We start from the raw sequence: 15,240 nt of genomic DNA, 5'->3' as shown, positions 1-15,240 counted from the left end.
TTAGTTACCCAGCCGCTCAAGCAGGGCCGGAACATGGACCTGATCAGATTTGTAATTGCCGGTGAGCATATACATGACAATATTCACGCCGCCGCGGATCGCATAAATCCGCTGCATTGGATCATTCGGCACGGTTGGCAATAACGGGTTGCCTTGCTCGTCCACAGCCCATGCACCTGCAAAATCATTTGCAGTGATCATGATCGGTGAAACACCGTCGCCGGTGCGCACAGGCCGGTCTTGTGCTGCATTGGTGGGCGCGGTGGCTTCTACCCAAAGCGGGCTACCCTCATAACGACCGGGAAAATCCGGCATGATAAAGAAGGATTTGGTCAGCACATGATCGTCTGGCACAGGTTCAAGCGGCGGCACATTCATGCCATTGAGAATGGCGCGGAGGCGCTGGTTGGCTGGTGAAGCAGCCGGATCAAGACTTGCGCCCGCCTGCAATTGATCGCGTGTATCGAACAAAACCGTACCGCCCTGCTGCATATAGGCATCAACCTTGGCGATGGCCTCGGGATTTGGCATTTGGGCATCGGGATCAATCGGCCAATAGATCAGGGGATAGAATGCGAGTTCGTCCTTTGCAGGATCGACACCGATTGGATCACCGGGTTCCAGCGCTGTCTTGTCCAAGAGGGCAAAGCTCAAACCACGCAGGCCAGCCTTGCTGATATCATCGGTCGCGGCATTGCCGGTGATGATATAGGCAAGATGAGTCTTTGAAACGGAATTGATAATTGCCTCATCGCCCGGCTTACTGTCGTCGTGCGTTTGCTGTTCTTGCGCGTGCGCTGAAGGGATTGCTGCAGGCAAAAGGCTGATGGCAGATGTCGCGGCAAGCAAAATGGCGATACCGGCGACTTTCGAACGAATTTTCATGCGGCGGCGGAATGCGCCGCGTAGCCAGAGCATCAGCAATGTGTCGAGCGCCAGCAGCATGGCGGCTGCCGCAAAAAATGCGCCGCGCAGCGAAATGGATTGATCAGCACTGTAAGTTGTCGGGGCTATGCCGACTGAAAGTGCGGGCTGGCTGATTGGCTGAAGCTTGACGTCGTTACCCCCGAAGATATTCAACGCTTTCAGGCCGTCTTCATTGCCGTAAAAACCGGGCGGCGTGTTGATGCTGACGTCAGGCAGCTTGTCTTTTTCCACGATCAAGGGTTTTGCTTCCGATGATGGAGGCGCCAGTTCACCAGATGCCGAAAGGAGCTGATATGGCGGCAGCGAAATGGATTGCTGATTGTCCTGCGAGCCCATGCGTTGCGACAGCGTTACGATACGGCGCAGCATGTCAACAAACGACCCGGAAATCGGCAAGCTTGACCATGTTGCATCAGGGGAAATGTGGAAGAGCACGACATTGCCGCGACCGCGGCTTTCGCCGGTAACAAGCGGCGTTCCGTCAGCCAGCGTTGCATAGGCCTTGTCATTGAGATCAAAGGACGGTTCGGCGAGAACTTGCCGGCTGATCGTCACGTCATCAGGAACAGGAAGGCCTGCAAAGGGGCCCTTGTCGGAAAATGAACGCAGTTTCTGCGGCTCTGACCATGACAGGGTGCCGCCAAGCGCGCGTTCTCCCTTACGAAGACGGACGGGCAGAAGCGGATCATTTTCGCTGGCACCGGCAAGGCGTGGGCCTGCAAACCGGACCAGCGTCCCGCCATCTTCAACCCATTTGGAAAGCTGTTCTTCAACAGGCTTGGGCAAAGTGCCGATGTCCGCCATGATGAGGATCGACGGCCTGGCATCCAGCAATTCCGGTACGGTCTTCATCAAATCTGCGGAACGCGGTTCGATCAGATTGGCAAAGGGGGAAAGCGCACGCGAAATATAATGAAGCGGGGACAGAAGCGGCTGTGCGAGGTCTCCATCGCCACTGGCCAGAAGCCCAATGGTGCGGCGCTCGGAACCGGCATCGATCAAACGCGTGGCACCAGCCTGCTGAATGCTATCCAAACGGATCAGGCGGAAATCGTTGCGCAACTCGACTGGCAGGCTGAAGCGGGCCGTCCCCTCATTGCTTCCAACCGCAAAGGTCAGCGGTGCTTCTGCAATGCGTCGGCCTTTGTCGTCATAAGCTGAAGCCGTCAGCCTGCGCGGCATGGCTATGCCATCGGGGCGTATGGCGATGACTTCAAGACTGTCGGCCTTGTTCTCGATACCCGTCAGAGCAAGAACACGGTCCAGATCGGTGACATACCAAAGCACAGAAGTAAGACGATCATTCTGATCGAGCTTTATGAAGGCGTCTTTGTCAGAGGCCTGTGCCAAGCCATCATTCATGAAAGCCAGACGGATTTTTTCGCCCTGTGGTACAGTCGATGCGAGGCGGTCCAGTGTGGCTTTACGATCAACGGGAATCGGGCGTGGCTGCAAGGCTTGCAGGCGCTCGGTTGCGCGATTGCTGTCATAAGGGCCGATCTCAGCATTGGCAGGCTCTGCAGTGCCAAGCACGTAAATTTGCGTATTGGTGCCTTCTGCATCGGCAATCAGTTTTTCCGCAGCGATGACGCGCTGTGTCCATTCTTCCGCTGACGCCCAACCGTTATCAATGACGATCGCCAGCGGCTCATTGCCAGAAAGTGCGATAGGGCGTGGGTTCCACACCGGTGAAGCAAGGGCGAGAATAACCAATGCGGCGATAAGGAGACGCAGAAGTGTCATCCACCATGGGCTTTTGGATGGTACCTCCTCGCGCTTGAAGACCTGCGCCAGAAGCAGCAAAGGTGCGAATGTCTCTTCCTGTGGGCGTGGTGGCGTCATGCGCAGCAACCACCAGATAACCGGCAGCGCGATGAGGCCAGCCAGAATCAATGGCGATCCGAATGCGAGCGGAAGAAAATTCATGAGCGCGCGCCTCCAAAGGAGGATGCGCTGAGAGCATCATGCAGTCGCGACAATGCCTGCGTGGCGGGTGTGTCCGTACGATGCACGATAAAGCTCCAACCAAGGCGCTTGCAAAAATCGGCCAGTGTATCCCGACGAGCTAAATAAAGGCGACGGTAGTCCTCGGCATAGGTTTCGGCGCGGCCTGCGACAAGTGTGGCTCCCGTTTCAGGATCACGAAATTCGGTGCGGCCGGAATAGGGGAATGTTTCCTCTACAGGGTCTGCCACTTCCACCAGATGTGCGCGCACACCACGACGCGCCAGACTATCGAGCAATTCCGTCAACTCATCGAGCGGATGCAGGAAATCGGAAACGAGCACCACTTCAGAGAAACGGCGTATCTGATCGATATCGGGCAAAGGGCGGGCAGAAGTGTCATGCATTAAGGCGCCCGCCAGACGTTCTGCACCATTGCGGGCCGAAAAGGGCTGCAACAGGGATGGGACCGCGATGCGTTCACCTGAGCGGGAGAGCAGTTCTGCCAGTGCCAGCGTGAGCACTAACGAACGCGCTTCTTTCGAAACAGGCGAGAGTTGTGAACGATAAAGCATGGAGGGCGAGAAATCGCACCATAGCCAGACTGTGTGTGCCGACTCCCATTCGCGGTCGCGGACATAGGTATGATCGTCGCGCGCTGAGCGGCGCCAGTCGATGTGGACGAGAGATTCGCCCTGTACATAGGGCCGGAACTGCCAGAAATTTTCGCCGGGGCCGCGTTTGCGGCGGCCATGCCAGCCATTCATCACGGTGTTGACGACGCGCTGCGCTTCGACCAGCAGATCAGGAATACTGGATGCCCGCGCACGGGCACGGGCCAGTGTATCCTTGCGATCTGACGATGAAACTTCCGCGCCGATCACCATCAGGCCGCAGCCTTCACCAGATTGGCAATCACATCCCGAACGTGCATACCATCGGCACGCGCGGCGAAATTGAGCGCCATACGATGCTGCAGAACCGGTTCGGCCAAAGCTTTTACATCGTCAACGGATGGGGCGAGACGCCCCTCATAAAGTGCGCGTGCACGCGCACAGAGCATCAGGGCCTGACTTGCACGAGGACCTGGACCCCATGCGATGTGCTTTTGAGCGTGATCATTGTCCGCATCTGGTCGCGCCGAGCGCACCAATTTCAGGATTGAATCGACCACGCTTTCTGAAACCGGCATGCGACGCACCAGCGCCTGCATCTGGCGTAGACGATCCGCATCGAGAATTGCATGAGCCTTGGCTTCGGTTACGCCTGTGGTTTCAAGCAGGATACGACGCTCAGCGTCCAGTTCAGGATAGAGAATATCGATCTGCATCAGGAAACGATCAAGCTGCGCTTCAGGCAGAGGATAGGTGCCTTCCTGTTCAAGCGGATTTTGCGTGGCAAGCACGTGGAATGGGGCTGGCAGGTCATAACGCTGACCGGCAACGGTCACGTGATATTCCTGCATGGCCTGCAACAGGGCGGACTGGGTACGTGGCGAGGCACGGTTGATTTCGTCGGCCATCAGAAGCTGGGTGAATATCGGTCCTTTGAGATAACGGAAGGAACGGCGACCGTCAGTGTCCTGTTCCATCACTTCCGACCCGATAATGTCGGATGGCATCAGGTCGGGCGTGAACTGGATGCGTTGGCCCGACAAGCCTAGAACGGTTCCCAGTGTTTCAACGAGCTTAGTCTTGGCAAGACCAGGTACGCCGACGAGCAGCGCATGACCGCCAGCCAGAATTGCCACGAGCGCGCGTTCGATGACGCTCTCCTGTCCGAAAATAACGGTGGCGACATTTTCTTTGATGCGTGCGATGTCAGCGAGGGCGCGTTCGGCCTCGGCGACGATTTCATCGGGGTTAGTGGCTTCGGGCGTAACAACAACGCTCATAGGGACCTCACAATATTTCCGCGTATGATTTGGCGGAGAACCAGATTGAAGGCGACTGCCTGTGAAACTTAAATCGCACTATAATGCTGACAAGCCGTGAAACGGTGACTATTTCATGACTCTATGCATTTTAATCACATTCGAACAGGAATAACCGAGTCGGATGACAAAAAGCACCCCTAACGGCAAACATGAGCCGCAAAGTTCAATGAAGGCGGGGGCGAGCGCCAGCGGACTGGAAGCTCTGATTGCACGCGCCCATGCAGATTCTCATAGTGGACCGGCGACGAAAGAACGTGAAATTCCACCTGTGGAACGCTGGAATCCGGAGTTTTGCGGCGATCTGGATATGGAAATCCGGGCTGATGGAACATGGTTCTATATGGGAACGCCCATCGGGCGCCCTCAGCTAGTGCGACTGTTCTCGACTGTGCTGCGCAAGGATGAAGATGGGAAAACCTATCTTGTAACGCCGGTGGAGAAAGTTGGGATCCGTGTGGAAGATGCGCATTTCATTGCCGTTGAAATGCAGGTTTCGGGAGAAGGCAACACACAGACGCTGACTTTTCGGACCAATGTCGGAGATGTGATCGAAGCGGGTGATGAGCATCCGCTGCGCTTTATTATTGAAAAGAATAGCAACGGTCTTAAGCCTTATGTGCTCGTTCGCGGTCGACTGGAAGCATTGCTGACGCGGGCCGTGATGTATGATCTCGTAGCACTCGGCGAAGAGATCGACATGGATGGTGAAACGATGTTTGTGGTACGTTCGAATGGAGTGATTTTTCCCATTATGCCGGTCGATGCGCTGGAGGCCGCTCTCCAATGAATAGCCGTACTCCGCATCTCTTTCCGGCTTTTTCTGCAGGTGATTTTGTCGAGCGTGTACGTCACTGGCAGCCGGATCATGCCGATCTAACCGGAGACCATTTGCTCAATCCGGAATTCACACAGGCCATGGTCACATCGAAAATGCGCGATGCCGCCGTGCTCGTACCAGTGGTGGATCGTGGGCCAGAGGCGACATTGCTGCTGACACGGCGCACAGAAAAACTGCGCAAACATTCTGGCCAGATTGCTTTTCCGGGCGGCGCGATCGACCCGGAAGACGGTACGGCTGAAAATGCAGCGCTGCGCGAAGCCAACGAGGAAATCGGGCTTATCTCCGAACGGGCTGAAATCATCGGGCATATGCCGCGCTATCTGACGGGCAGCGGGTTTTCGATCACCCCTGTTCTGGCGGTCGTTAACACGCCTTTTGACGTGTATCCCAATCCGGACGAGGTGGCGGATATATTTGAAGTGCCGCTTTCATTCCTTATGAACCCGGCCAACCATCGGCGCGAAAGCCGGCTGTTCAACGGTCAGGAACGTTTTTATTACGCAATGCCATATCACGAACGATTCATCTGGGGCGTGACCGCAGGGATCATTCGCGGACTTTATGAAAGGCTCTACGCTTGAGCGAAACACTTATTATTTCCAGCAATATTTCTGACAGGGCTGGGTGGCTGAAAGCCAAGCCACTTCAGGCGCTTTTTGCAGCACTGAATCGTGATGGCGGCGAGGCACGTGTCGTTGGCGGTGCTGTGCGCAACACACTGCTGGGCACAAAAGTCAGTGATATCGATTTGGCTACCACGCATCTGCCGCAGGATACCGTGCGGCTTGCGCAGGAAGCGGGCTTCAAGCCCGTACCGACCGGTATCGAGCACGGCACGGTAACGGTTGTCGTTCACGGGCACCCCTTTGAAGTGACGACATTGCGCAAGGATATTGAGACCAACGGACGTCATGCCAAAGTGGCTTTCGGTACGGACTGGAAAGCCGATGCCGAGCGACGCGATTTCACGATCAATGCACTTTACGCGACAGCCAATGGCGAGGTGATCGATTATGTCGGCGGACTGACCGATATTGAAACGCAGACACTGCGTTTCATTGGTGATGCCGAAGCGCGCATTCGGGAAGACTATTTACGTATCCTGCGTTTCTTCCGCTTCTTTGCCTGGTATGGTTCCGGTCGTCCGGAAACTGATGGTCTGCGTGCCAGTGCGCGTCTCAAGGATGGTCTCGATCAGCTTTCCGCCGAGCGTGTCTGGTCGGAGCTTAAGAAGCTTCTTGCTGCCCCTGATCCTTCGCGTGCGCTTTTGTGGATGCGGCAGGCAGGTGTCCTCACGGCCATTCTGCCTGAAAGTGAAAAATGGGGTATCGACGCCATTCACGGCCTTGTTCGCACGGAAGCTGATCTTGGCTGGCCTGTGGATGCCTTGTTGCGGCTTGAAAGCATGATTCCGCCGGATACGGCTCGCGTCGATGCTATGGGCAAGCGGCTTAAAATGTCGAACGCAGAACGGGCACGGCTTGAAGCATGGGCGCGGGCTGATGCCATCAAGTCGGAAATGTCTGAACAGGCGTTGAAAAAGCTCGTCTATCGTGGCAGTAAGCAGGCAGTCCTGGATCGCATTCAGCTTAGCTATGCCCAAGCACGCAATGACGCGATCGGCAGTGATGAGGCCATGATCCGTGCAGGTGGTTACGCGCGTCTGCTTGAGGCTGTTCAAAGCTATGAAGCGCCGGTGTTCCCGGTTACGGGTGGCGACCTTCTTCGCCTTGGCGTCGAGAAAGGCCCTGTTTTGGGGGAAAAGCTGCGCGAGTTGGAAACTCTCTGGATTGACTCAGGTTTTAGTCTTGACCACGAAGCGCTTCTGGACAAACTTGATCGCAATAAAATGAACGATTGACGGTTGATTGTACAAAATCATGCCGCGATTTTCTGAGTTTATATCGTAAGTTCCATTTTAGAGCATAATCCGACCGGAGTGAAACGGGGATCGATAAGATTATGCTTCAATAAAAGGGGTTGAGACGCGCCGATCTGATTCAATCAAATCGGCGCGTCTCAAGCGCCTGATTTGAAAGAGCAAAGAATGTCCTCTTCCGATACATCGACTTCGCAGAATGCCAGCTCTGACCCCAAGCAGAATTTTGGTACTGACGGTATCGCGCCTATGGAGCGTCCGGGTGCGGTAACTCGTTTCTTCATGGGGATCGTTGCCTGGGCGGAGCGGCTTAATCTCAAATATGCGAAGCTTGGCAATCCGCCTGTTTATGACAATGCCACCTTTCCTTGGGTGGCAGAGGTTGAGAAGGCCTATCCAGCCATTCGCGCCGAGCTTGAAACGGTTTTGCTCCGACAGAGCGAACTGCCGTCCTTCCAGGATATTTCATCAGACGTGAAAACGATTTCAACCGACAATCACTGGAAGACGTTCTTCCTGCTCGGCTTCGGCGTGAAGTCCGAACAGAATGTTCGCGCGTGTCCCAATACATGGAATGCTGTGCAGAAAATTCCGGGTCTGACCACTGCCATGTTCTCGATCTTCGAGCCGGGCAAGCATCTGCCGCCGCATCGCGGTCCTTACAATGGCGTTCTGCGTCTGCATATGGGCATGATCGTGCCGGAGCCTGCCGACAAACTTGCAATCCGGGTCGACAAGCAGGTCTGCCATTGGCAGGAAGGAAAGGTTCTTATTTTCGACGATGCCTATGAGCATGAAGCCTGGAACCACACCGAGCATACGCGCGTGGTGCTATTCGTGGATTTCGTGAAGCCGCTGAAGTTTCCAGCCCGTTTCGTGAACTGGGCTTTGATGAATCTTGCGATCTTCACGCCCTTCATCAAGGAAGGGCTGGACAACCACAATGAGTGGGAAAAGAAGTTCTATGCGCAAGCTGAAAAGCTCCGCAATCAGCCAAAAGCCTGAACGATTTGACTTCAAGCTACAGCACTCTTAAATAATCTTCTGGAGGGCTTTTGAGCCCTCCTGTCTTTTGTGACCCACCATTAGTCTGGGTCTGTGTTAACGGGAATTGTTGATGCTGGAGATTGTCGGAAGCCTCTGATCGTTCCGAACAATAACTGCGGATTTTAGAGCGCGTTTCGATCTGATTGGATCAGATCGGCGCTCTAATCATTTGTTTTAACGCGTATCTTTGTCCGAAAACCGTTTCACACTTTTCGGGATGCGCTCTAATCCACGCAGATGTTCAGGGACGGGAACGGCATTGGCCGTGGGTGAACTTTTGTTTGTCCGCGAGAGCTGGTGCTTGTCATGGTTTCCATCCAGGCATTAACGACAATGAATATCTCACGCATTGAACAGCGCGTACTGCACGTGCTGGCGCAGGGCGGCTATATCCGCCATCTGCGCGAAGACGGACGTATCTTCGAAATCGAATGTTATACGCGGGAAGGCTATCTGCTTTCCGATTGCACAATGGCTGTCTTTCAGCAGTTGCGCCGGAAGCGGCTGATCGAATCCCGCGCAGGCGGCGCGTATCGTATTTCGCTCAAAGGACGCATCAACGTCCGCGCACAAGCCAATAATCGATGAGGAGGACATGATGCATATCCGCAAGGAACAACCAGGGGACATCGCTGCAATTCGTCGCCTGACTGATGAGGCATTCCGCGGGGTACCTTATAGTAATCAGAAAGAGGCTGCTATCATCGATGCACTTCGTTCGGCATCGGCACTGACTTTGTCACTGGTTGCTGAGGACGATGTGTCTCTTCTTGGCCACGTGGCTTTTTCGCCCGTGCTCATCGATGGTACTGATTGCAACTGGTATGGGCTCGGACCCGTCTCAGTGCGGCCGGGCCGGCAGGGTGAGGGAATTGGTAGCACGCTCATCTGCGAAGGTCTTTTGCGACTGAAAGAGGCGGGAGCCAGAGGCTGCGTGCTGCTCGGTGCCCCGGGCTATTATCAACGGTTTGGTTTTAAAGCCGATGAACGGCTAACGCTTGACGGTGTTCCGCCTGAGTATTTCCAATGCCTTCTGATTGACGGTGAAATGCCGAAAGGCAAAGTGACCTATCACGCAGCATTTGATGCATAAAGAAAGGGCGGGAAATTCCCGCCCTTTTATTTAGTTCACTGTACCTGTTACGGCCATTTCACCACGGGTGGCATGGATGAGAGAATAGAATTCACATTGCCGCCGGTCTTGAGGCCAAAGATCGTGCCACGATCATAAAGCAGGTTGAACTCGACATAGCGTCCGCGACGGATCAGCTGTTCTTCGCGCTCTTCCGGTGTCCATTCCTTGTTGAAGTTCTGGCGCACGAGATGCGGATAGACCACCGAGAAACCACGGCCAACATCGCGGGTGAAAGCGAAGTCCTTGTCCCAGCCGCCCTGTTCCTCGGTTGAGTGCAGCCAGTCATAAAAGATGCCGCCAATGCCGCGTGCTTCATTACGGTGCGAGAGATAGAAATATTCGTCGCACCATTCTTTCAGGCGTTCATAGTCGACGATGTCCTTGTGCTTTTCGCAGATGAAGCGGAACGCCTTGTGAAAAGCGAGGGTGTCCGGGTCTTCTTGTGTGCGGCGGTTGTCGAGAACGGGCGTGAGATCAGCGCCACCACCGAACCATTGACGCGTTGTCACCACCATGCGTGTGTTCATATGGACGGCCGGTACATTCGGGTTTTGCGGATGCGCGATCAGCGAAATGCCGCTTGCCCAATAGCGTGGGTCCTCTTCGGCGCCCGGTATCTGCTTGCGGAACTCAGGAGAAAATTCGCCATAGACGGTCGAGACATGCACGCCGACTTTTTCAAAGACACGGCCATGCATGATGGACATGACGCCACCGCCGCCCTTGCCTTCATCCTTCTGCCAGGGCGTGCGAACAAAGCGGCCCGGCTCCTGATCGGAAAGCTGTCCCTGTAAATCGTCTTCGAGCTGTTCGAAGCTCGTGCAGATACGGTCACGCAGTTCCTCAAACCAGCTCTGGGCGGCTTGCTTTTTCTCTTCGATATCTTGCGGGATGATTGCCGGAATTTCGTCGCGCTGCATTTGGATATCCTCTCACGCAATGTACCGAGCGGCCCGAAAGGCCACAAAAATTCAAACGTCTGTCTTCCTGACTTAGCAAAGTCCTGCAGTCTGGCAAAGCACGAAGAGTGCGTGGCTTGCGAGCGTGAAATCCTCTCCCCAAGAAAAGACTCGTCATCAAGTCGTTGCTTCCCTATCTTAAGCTTCCAAGGGATTGGAATTTTCGAGTTTTTCCCTTGTTTCGGGAGGCATTGCATGGCCGCATCTTCGCCCCGCCCGCCGCTTGAAGGTTTGCGCAAGCAGCTTGAAAAAGGCCGCGCGAATAAAAGTCGTCTTCCGCGCGATGGCTTCATCCGCGAGACATTTGCTCTTCCGCGGCAGGCAGCACGCGATAAGGCGCGGGAATGGTTTGAGGCTTTTCCCAAGGCTGCATACTGGACAGAAATCGAAAGCTGGTGCGAACGACCCGATGACGTGATCGAATTTACGATGCGCCGATTGCCGACATCGGATTAGAGCGCCGTTTGGTCTGTTTCGGGAACTGATTCAGTTTGTGCTACTAAGTTGTTGAAACCAGATTCAAATCGGGCATTTGCAAAACCTCCCTCCAGTTTTGCTGAAGGGCGGTTTCATTTCTGAGTCGTTATAGCATTACGAGACGCTACTAACTCTTACGCGCATTTTCCCGAAAACCGGGTTCCATTTTTCGGAATGCGCTATTTCGCTTCCGTTTGAGGGGCTTGCTCCCACGACTTCCAATCCTTGATGATGCTGTCGGCGTAGACCTTGCCGACGCGATAGGCATTGGTTGTGGCCAGCGGGAAGCCGCCAGACTTTGCAGCGAGCGATTCTGCCGCCGTCTGGTCTTTGCCCTGACGGTCGAAGTTGGAGGCGGTGCGCAGCAGAGCGATACGGTTGTAATCGAGTTTGCCTGCGTCTGCTGCACGCTTCAGCGAAGTAAGCGTGGCATTGTCTTCCATCTGCGATGTGCAGTAGTCAGCCTTGCCGTCGGTCAGGAGTTTTGCCCACTGTTCCATGGCTTCACCGAGCTTGGTGCCATGCCAGTAAGTATCGCCCGATGCTGTGTCGCAGATGGTAACCATTGGAGCGCTGGTCGCAGCTTCCTCTGTGTAGTGTTTGCGATATTCCTTGGCATCGTCACCGTCGAGAAGTTCAACGTTCTTGGTTGTTTTAAGCGCGTAATCGGCGAGTTTGCCGTTGAGCTCAAAGACCTCTGTGCCCGCTGCCCATTTTGGCTTTTCACCCGGCTTTTCTGCGCCAAGGCCAAAGAAGTCTGTTGGCCAGCCTTCAGGTGCTTCGCGAATATCGATGCGATGGTTGAGGTTGGCATCGACTGCGTATTTTGCCCAATGCGCCGAACCAAGCGTGCCATGCTTCGGATCAACGCCTGCGATACCGGCGATGAGGAAATAGGTGTGGCTCAGATCAAGTTTGTCGCTCAGCGCCATAGCCGAGACCGCACTGGCTGCATTGGCAAAACCCATGGCCGTGGTCATGTGGCAGAGGCCTTCAGCCGTACAATCGATCTCAGGATATTCAGGGCTCAAGCCCGGCAGCTTCAGCTTCTGCGTGAACTTTTCGCCTTCCAGCCAAGGCTTTGCTTCTTCACCGAACATGGTGATGACCATGACCTTTGGCGAAATGGTTTCAGCAGTTTGTGCAAATGCAGGAGCTGCCGCGAGCAGCGAGAGAGCGGATACAGCAAAAGTGAGATTGCGGAGCGATGGCTTCATCGAAAGATAACCTTTCAGACCGGAGAGTAAGGGGGGAGCGCTCGCACAACCGGCATTGTGCAAAGCATATTAAACCTGCTTCAGGAACGGATTCCACTTGTCCCTCTAGAGGGTTGAAAGGGAATCGCTTTCCAGTTTTTGCTGGCGCATAGCTTCGCCTGCGGTCAGCGCTACGGAAACTGCAAGATTGAGGGATCTTGCGCGCGGCACCATGGGAATAATCAGCCGCTTATCCGCGAGATCCTGAATGCTGTCTGGCACTCCAGCGGATTCACGACCAAAGAGCAGGATGTCATTTTTCTGAAACTGATAATCCGTATAGGGAACCGCGGCTTTGGTTGAAAGCAACACAAGGCGTTTGCCCGCTTGCTCGCGCCAGTCATTGAAATGCTGCCAGTCGGCATGGCGGGTGAGGGCGGCCTGTTCCAGATAATCCATGCCCGCGCGCTTCAACGATCTGTCGGAGACGTCGAAGCCTGCAGGCTCGATCAAATCCACCGCGAAGCCAAGGCATGCGGCCATGCGTAGGATGGTTCCCGTGTTGCCGGGAATGTCAGGCTGGTAAAGAGCGACACGCAGTTCCATATGACGCGGGTAACGCACAAATCCGATGGCTGCAAGTGTTCAGATTGGTTGCGTCTCTCGCGTCAACACATCAATTAACGGATGATGCCTGGTACGAGGATGAAAGTTCTCCTATCACGAAAATATTCCCTTTTTGTTCCTATTCTGTCTTGGCAATTTTTTCGGAGGCACATAAAAGGATCGCCATGTTCAGATGGTTTGAAAAACGACTCGAAGCCTATCCCGAAGAGCCTCCGCGCGAGCCTCCGCGCGGGCTCGTGGCCTTCTGCCTTTATTATACCCGTGGCGCATGGCCATGGATTATCGGCATGGCAATTTTCACAACGCTGATCGCGATCATTGAAGTGTCGCTCTTTGCCTTCATGGGCAATATTGTCGACTGGCTTTCGCATCAGTCGCGTGAGACATTCCTGAGCAACGAGGGCTGGCGGCTTGCGATGATTGCAGGCGTTGTGCTGGTTGGCTTGCCCGGTGTGGTGCTGATCCATTCGCTGCTCATTCATCAGACGTTGCTCGGCAACTATCCGATGCGCGTGCGCTGGCTGATGCATCGATATCTGATCCGTCAGTCCATGTCGTTCTTTCAGGACGAGTTTGCCGGGCGTATTTCGACCAAGTTGATGCAGACCGCTCTCGCCGTGCGCGAAACGGTGATGAAGCTGCTCGACGTGCTGAACTACGTCATCGTCTATTTCGCGGGTACGCTGTTTATCGCGGCCTCGGCGGATATTGTTCTGATGATCCCGTTTGCTGTCTGGCTGATCGTTTACATTGTCCTGTTGCGCTTCTTCATTCCGCGTCTCAGAGTGATTTCTGAACAGCAGGCCGATGCTCGTTCATCGATGACCGGACGTATTGTCGACAGCTATACCAATATTGCGACGGTCAAGCTGTTTTCGCATTCAAGCCGCGAAGAGTCTTACGTGAAGGAAAGCCTCGATGGTTTCCTGGGTACGGTGCATCGGCAGATGCGACTCGTTACGATGTTCCATTTCACGCTCTATATGGCGAACTGCATTCTGCTATTTGCTGTGGGTGCGATTGGCATCAAGCTCTGGATGAGTGAAGCCATTTCGGTTGGTGCGGTTGCTGTTGGTATTGGCCTTGTTCTGCGCCTTAACGGCATGTCGCAGTGGATCATGTGGGAAATGTCTGCGCTGTTCGAGAATATTGGAACAGTAGAAGACGGTATCACGACGATTGCACGTGCACATGAAGTGGTGGACGCGCCGAATGCCCCTGCGCTGCATGTCAGCAAGGGTGCGCTGGATTTCGACAAGATCGGGTTCCATTACGGCAAGGGCAAGGGCGTGATCGAAGGTCTGTCGCTCGATATTCAGGCCGGGCAGAAGGTCGGTCTTGTCGGGCGTTCGGGTGCGGGTAAGTCCACGCTGGTCAATCTGTTGTTGCGCTTCTACGATCTCGAGAAGGGTCGCATCCTGATCGACGGGCAGGACATTGCCAGGGTCACGCAGGATTCGCTACGCGCAAGCATCGGCATGGTCACACAGGATACGTCTTTGCTGCATCGCTCGGTGCGTGAGAACATCATGTATGGCCGTCCAGACGCCACCGATGAAATGGTCGAGCGGGCAATCCGTCTTGCGCAGGCTGATCAGTTCATTCCGCTGTTGACCGACGCGAAAGGTCGTCGTGGGCTTGATGCGCATGTCGGTGAGCGTGGTGTGAAGCTTTCCGGCGGTCAGCGTCAACGTATCGCGATTGCGCGGGTGATGTTGAAGGATGCGCCGATCCTCATTCTGGACGAAGCAACGTCGGCGCTCGACTCGGAAGTGGAGGCAGCCATTCAGGACAGCCTTAACACGCTGATGGAGGGCAAGACGGTTATTGCGATTGCACATCGGCTTTCAACCATTGCGGCACTTGATCGCCTGGTCGTGATGGACAAGGGCCGGATCCTTGAAGATGGCACCCATGAGGAACTCGTTGCGCTTGGCGGCATCTATGCCGGCCTATGGGCGCGTCAATCAGGCGGCTTCCTAGGCATTAGCAGTTAATTCAAAACAATTTCGTACGATGTTTTGTAAGTCGCTTAAGGTAAGATTTGAGCGACTTGGTTTGTTCTGTCGCTTTTAAATCATCCCAATAATGCAGCCTGCGACATGGTGCCGTCCTATGGGGTTGGCGTCTGGACAAGGCTTTTCAACCTGCCTAAACCTCAATGTTGAGATGGAGGGAATATCGTTCTGCAAGCACTTGCGGGACTGCTTTTGCGCAAGTGCAAAAGGGACGAGGGGAGTTTTCAATTGGATATCCAGGTTAAAAAGGAACT

At 54.6% G+C, this 15,240-nt stretch carries 14 protein-coding genes; 8 read left to right on the top strand and 6 right to left on the bottom strand.

The window, feature by feature from the left end; translation table 11 throughout:
* Genes CEV33_RS08635 through CEV33_RS08625 form a run of 3 tightly spaced genes read right to left on the bottom strand, consistent with a single transcriptional unit; the run spans position 1 to position 4,765 of the window.
* On the bottom strand, positions 1-2,853 hold the full coding sequence (locus CEV33_RS08635; protein ID WP_094540099.1) for a DUF4159 domain-containing protein: 2,853 nt from the start codon (positions 2,851-2,853) through the stop codon (positions 1-3).
* Positions 2,850-3,758 carry a DUF58 domain-containing protein gene (locus tag CEV33_RS08630; RefSeq protein WP_094540096.1) on the bottom strand — a complete coding sequence of 303 codons (909 nt, stop codon included), beginning with the start codon at positions 3,756-3,758 and terminating at the stop codon, positions 2,850-2,852. The genes CEV33_RS08635 and CEV33_RS08630 overlap by 4 nt, the downstream gene beginning before the upstream one ends.
* Positions 3,758-4,765, bottom strand: coding sequence for an AAA family ATPase (locus tag CEV33_RS08625; RefSeq protein ID WP_094540093.1), 1,008 nt, complete (start codon positions 4,763-4,765; stop codon positions 3,758-3,760). Before CEV33_RS08625 ends, CEV33_RS08630 begins: the two co-directional genes overlap by 1 nt.
* A 163-nt stretch (positions 4,766-4,928) precedes the next feature.
* Here CEV33_RS08625 and CEV33_RS08620 point away from each other — a divergent pair, with 163 nt between their 5' ends.
* The 6 genes from CEV33_RS08620 to CEV33_RS08595 all read left to right on the top strand — a co-directional run bounded on the left by CEV33_RS08620 (position 4,929) and on the right by CEV33_RS08595 (position 9,667).
* A complete protein-coding gene (locus tag CEV33_RS08620) occupies positions 4,929-5,594 on the top strand; it encodes a DUF1285 domain-containing protein (protein ID WP_094540090.1) in 666 nt (221 codons plus the stop codon).
* Positions 5,591-6,229: a CoA pyrophosphatase gene (locus CEV33_RS08615; RefSeq protein WP_094540088.1), complete on the top strand. Its 639-nt coding sequence runs from the start codon at positions 5,591-5,593 to the stop codon at positions 6,227-6,229. Before CEV33_RS08620 ends, CEV33_RS08615 begins: the two co-directional genes overlap by 4 nt.
* A 14-nt stretch (positions 6,230-6,243) precedes the next feature.
* On the top strand, positions 6,244-7,509 hold the full coding sequence (locus tag CEV33_RS08610; protein WP_374816814.1) for a CCA tRNA nucleotidyltransferase: 1,266 nt from the start codon (positions 6,244-6,246) through the stop codon (positions 7,507-7,509).
* Positions 7,510-7,695: 186 nt separating this feature from the next.
* Positions 7,696-8,532: an aspartyl/asparaginyl beta-hydroxylase domain-containing protein gene (locus CEV33_RS08605; protein WP_094540082.1), complete on the top strand. Its 837-nt coding sequence runs from the start codon at positions 7,696-7,698 to the stop codon at positions 8,530-8,532.
* A gap of 375 nt (positions 8,533-8,907) precedes the next feature.
* A complete protein-coding gene (locus CEV33_RS08600) occupies positions 8,908-9,162 on the top strand; it encodes a YjhX family toxin (RefSeq protein ID WP_094540272.1) in 255 nt (84 codons plus the stop codon).
* Between the two features lie 10 nt (positions 9,163-9,172).
* Entirely contained in the window at positions 9,173-9,667 is a 495-nt protein-coding gene (locus CEV33_RS08595) for a GNAT family N-acetyltransferase (protein WP_094540271.1), read from the top strand.
* A gap of 47 nt (positions 9,668-9,714) precedes the next feature.
* Here CEV33_RS08595 and hemF read toward each other — a convergent pair whose 3' ends face one another.
* Positions 9,715-10,629, bottom strand: a complete 915-nt coding sequence (gene hemF / locus CEV33_RS08590; RefSeq protein ID WP_094540080.1) for an oxygen-dependent coproporphyrinogen oxidase — start codon at positions 10,627-10,629, stop codon at positions 9,715-9,717.
* 234 nt (positions 10,630-10,863) lie between these two features.
* Between hemF and CEV33_RS08585 the strand changes: the two genes are divergently transcribed.
* The gene (locus CEV33_RS08585; RefSeq protein WP_094540078.1) at positions 10,864-11,124 is read left to right on the top strand and encodes a hypothetical protein; all 261 of its coding nucleotides are present in this window, start codon (positions 10,864-10,866) and stop codon (positions 11,122-11,124) included.
* Between the two features lie 200 nt (positions 11,125-11,324).
* Here CEV33_RS08585 and CEV33_RS08580 read toward each other — a convergent pair whose 3' ends face one another.
* The gene (locus tag CEV33_RS08580; protein WP_094540076.1) at positions 11,325-12,362 is read right to left on the bottom strand and encodes a purine-nucleoside phosphorylase; all 1,038 of its coding nucleotides are present in this window, start codon (positions 12,360-12,362) and stop codon (positions 11,325-11,327) included.
* A 105-nt stretch (positions 12,363-12,467) separates the two neighbouring features.
* Positions 12,468-12,947, bottom strand: coding sequence for a tRNA (cytidine(34)-2'-O)-methyltransferase (locus CEV33_RS08575; RefSeq protein ID WP_094540073.1), 480 nt, complete (start codon positions 12,945-12,947; stop codon positions 12,468-12,470).
* 185 nt (positions 12,948-13,132) lie between these two features.
* Between CEV33_RS08575 and CEV33_RS08570 the strand changes: the two genes are divergently transcribed.
* Entirely contained in the window at positions 13,133-14,965 is a 1,833-nt protein-coding gene (locus CEV33_RS08570; RefSeq protein WP_094540071.1) for an ABC transporter ATP-binding protein, read from the top strand.
* Positions 14,966-15,240 lie beyond the last annotated feature (275 nt).

The organism is Brucella grignonensis (assembly GCF_002252505.1).
Taxonomy (GTDB): domain Bacteria; phylum Pseudomonadota; class Alphaproteobacteria; order Rhizobiales; family Rhizobiaceae; genus Brucella; species Brucella grignonensis.
Note: the sequence above shows the minus strand (reverse complement) of the source record. Positions and strands in the feature narration are given on the sequence as shown.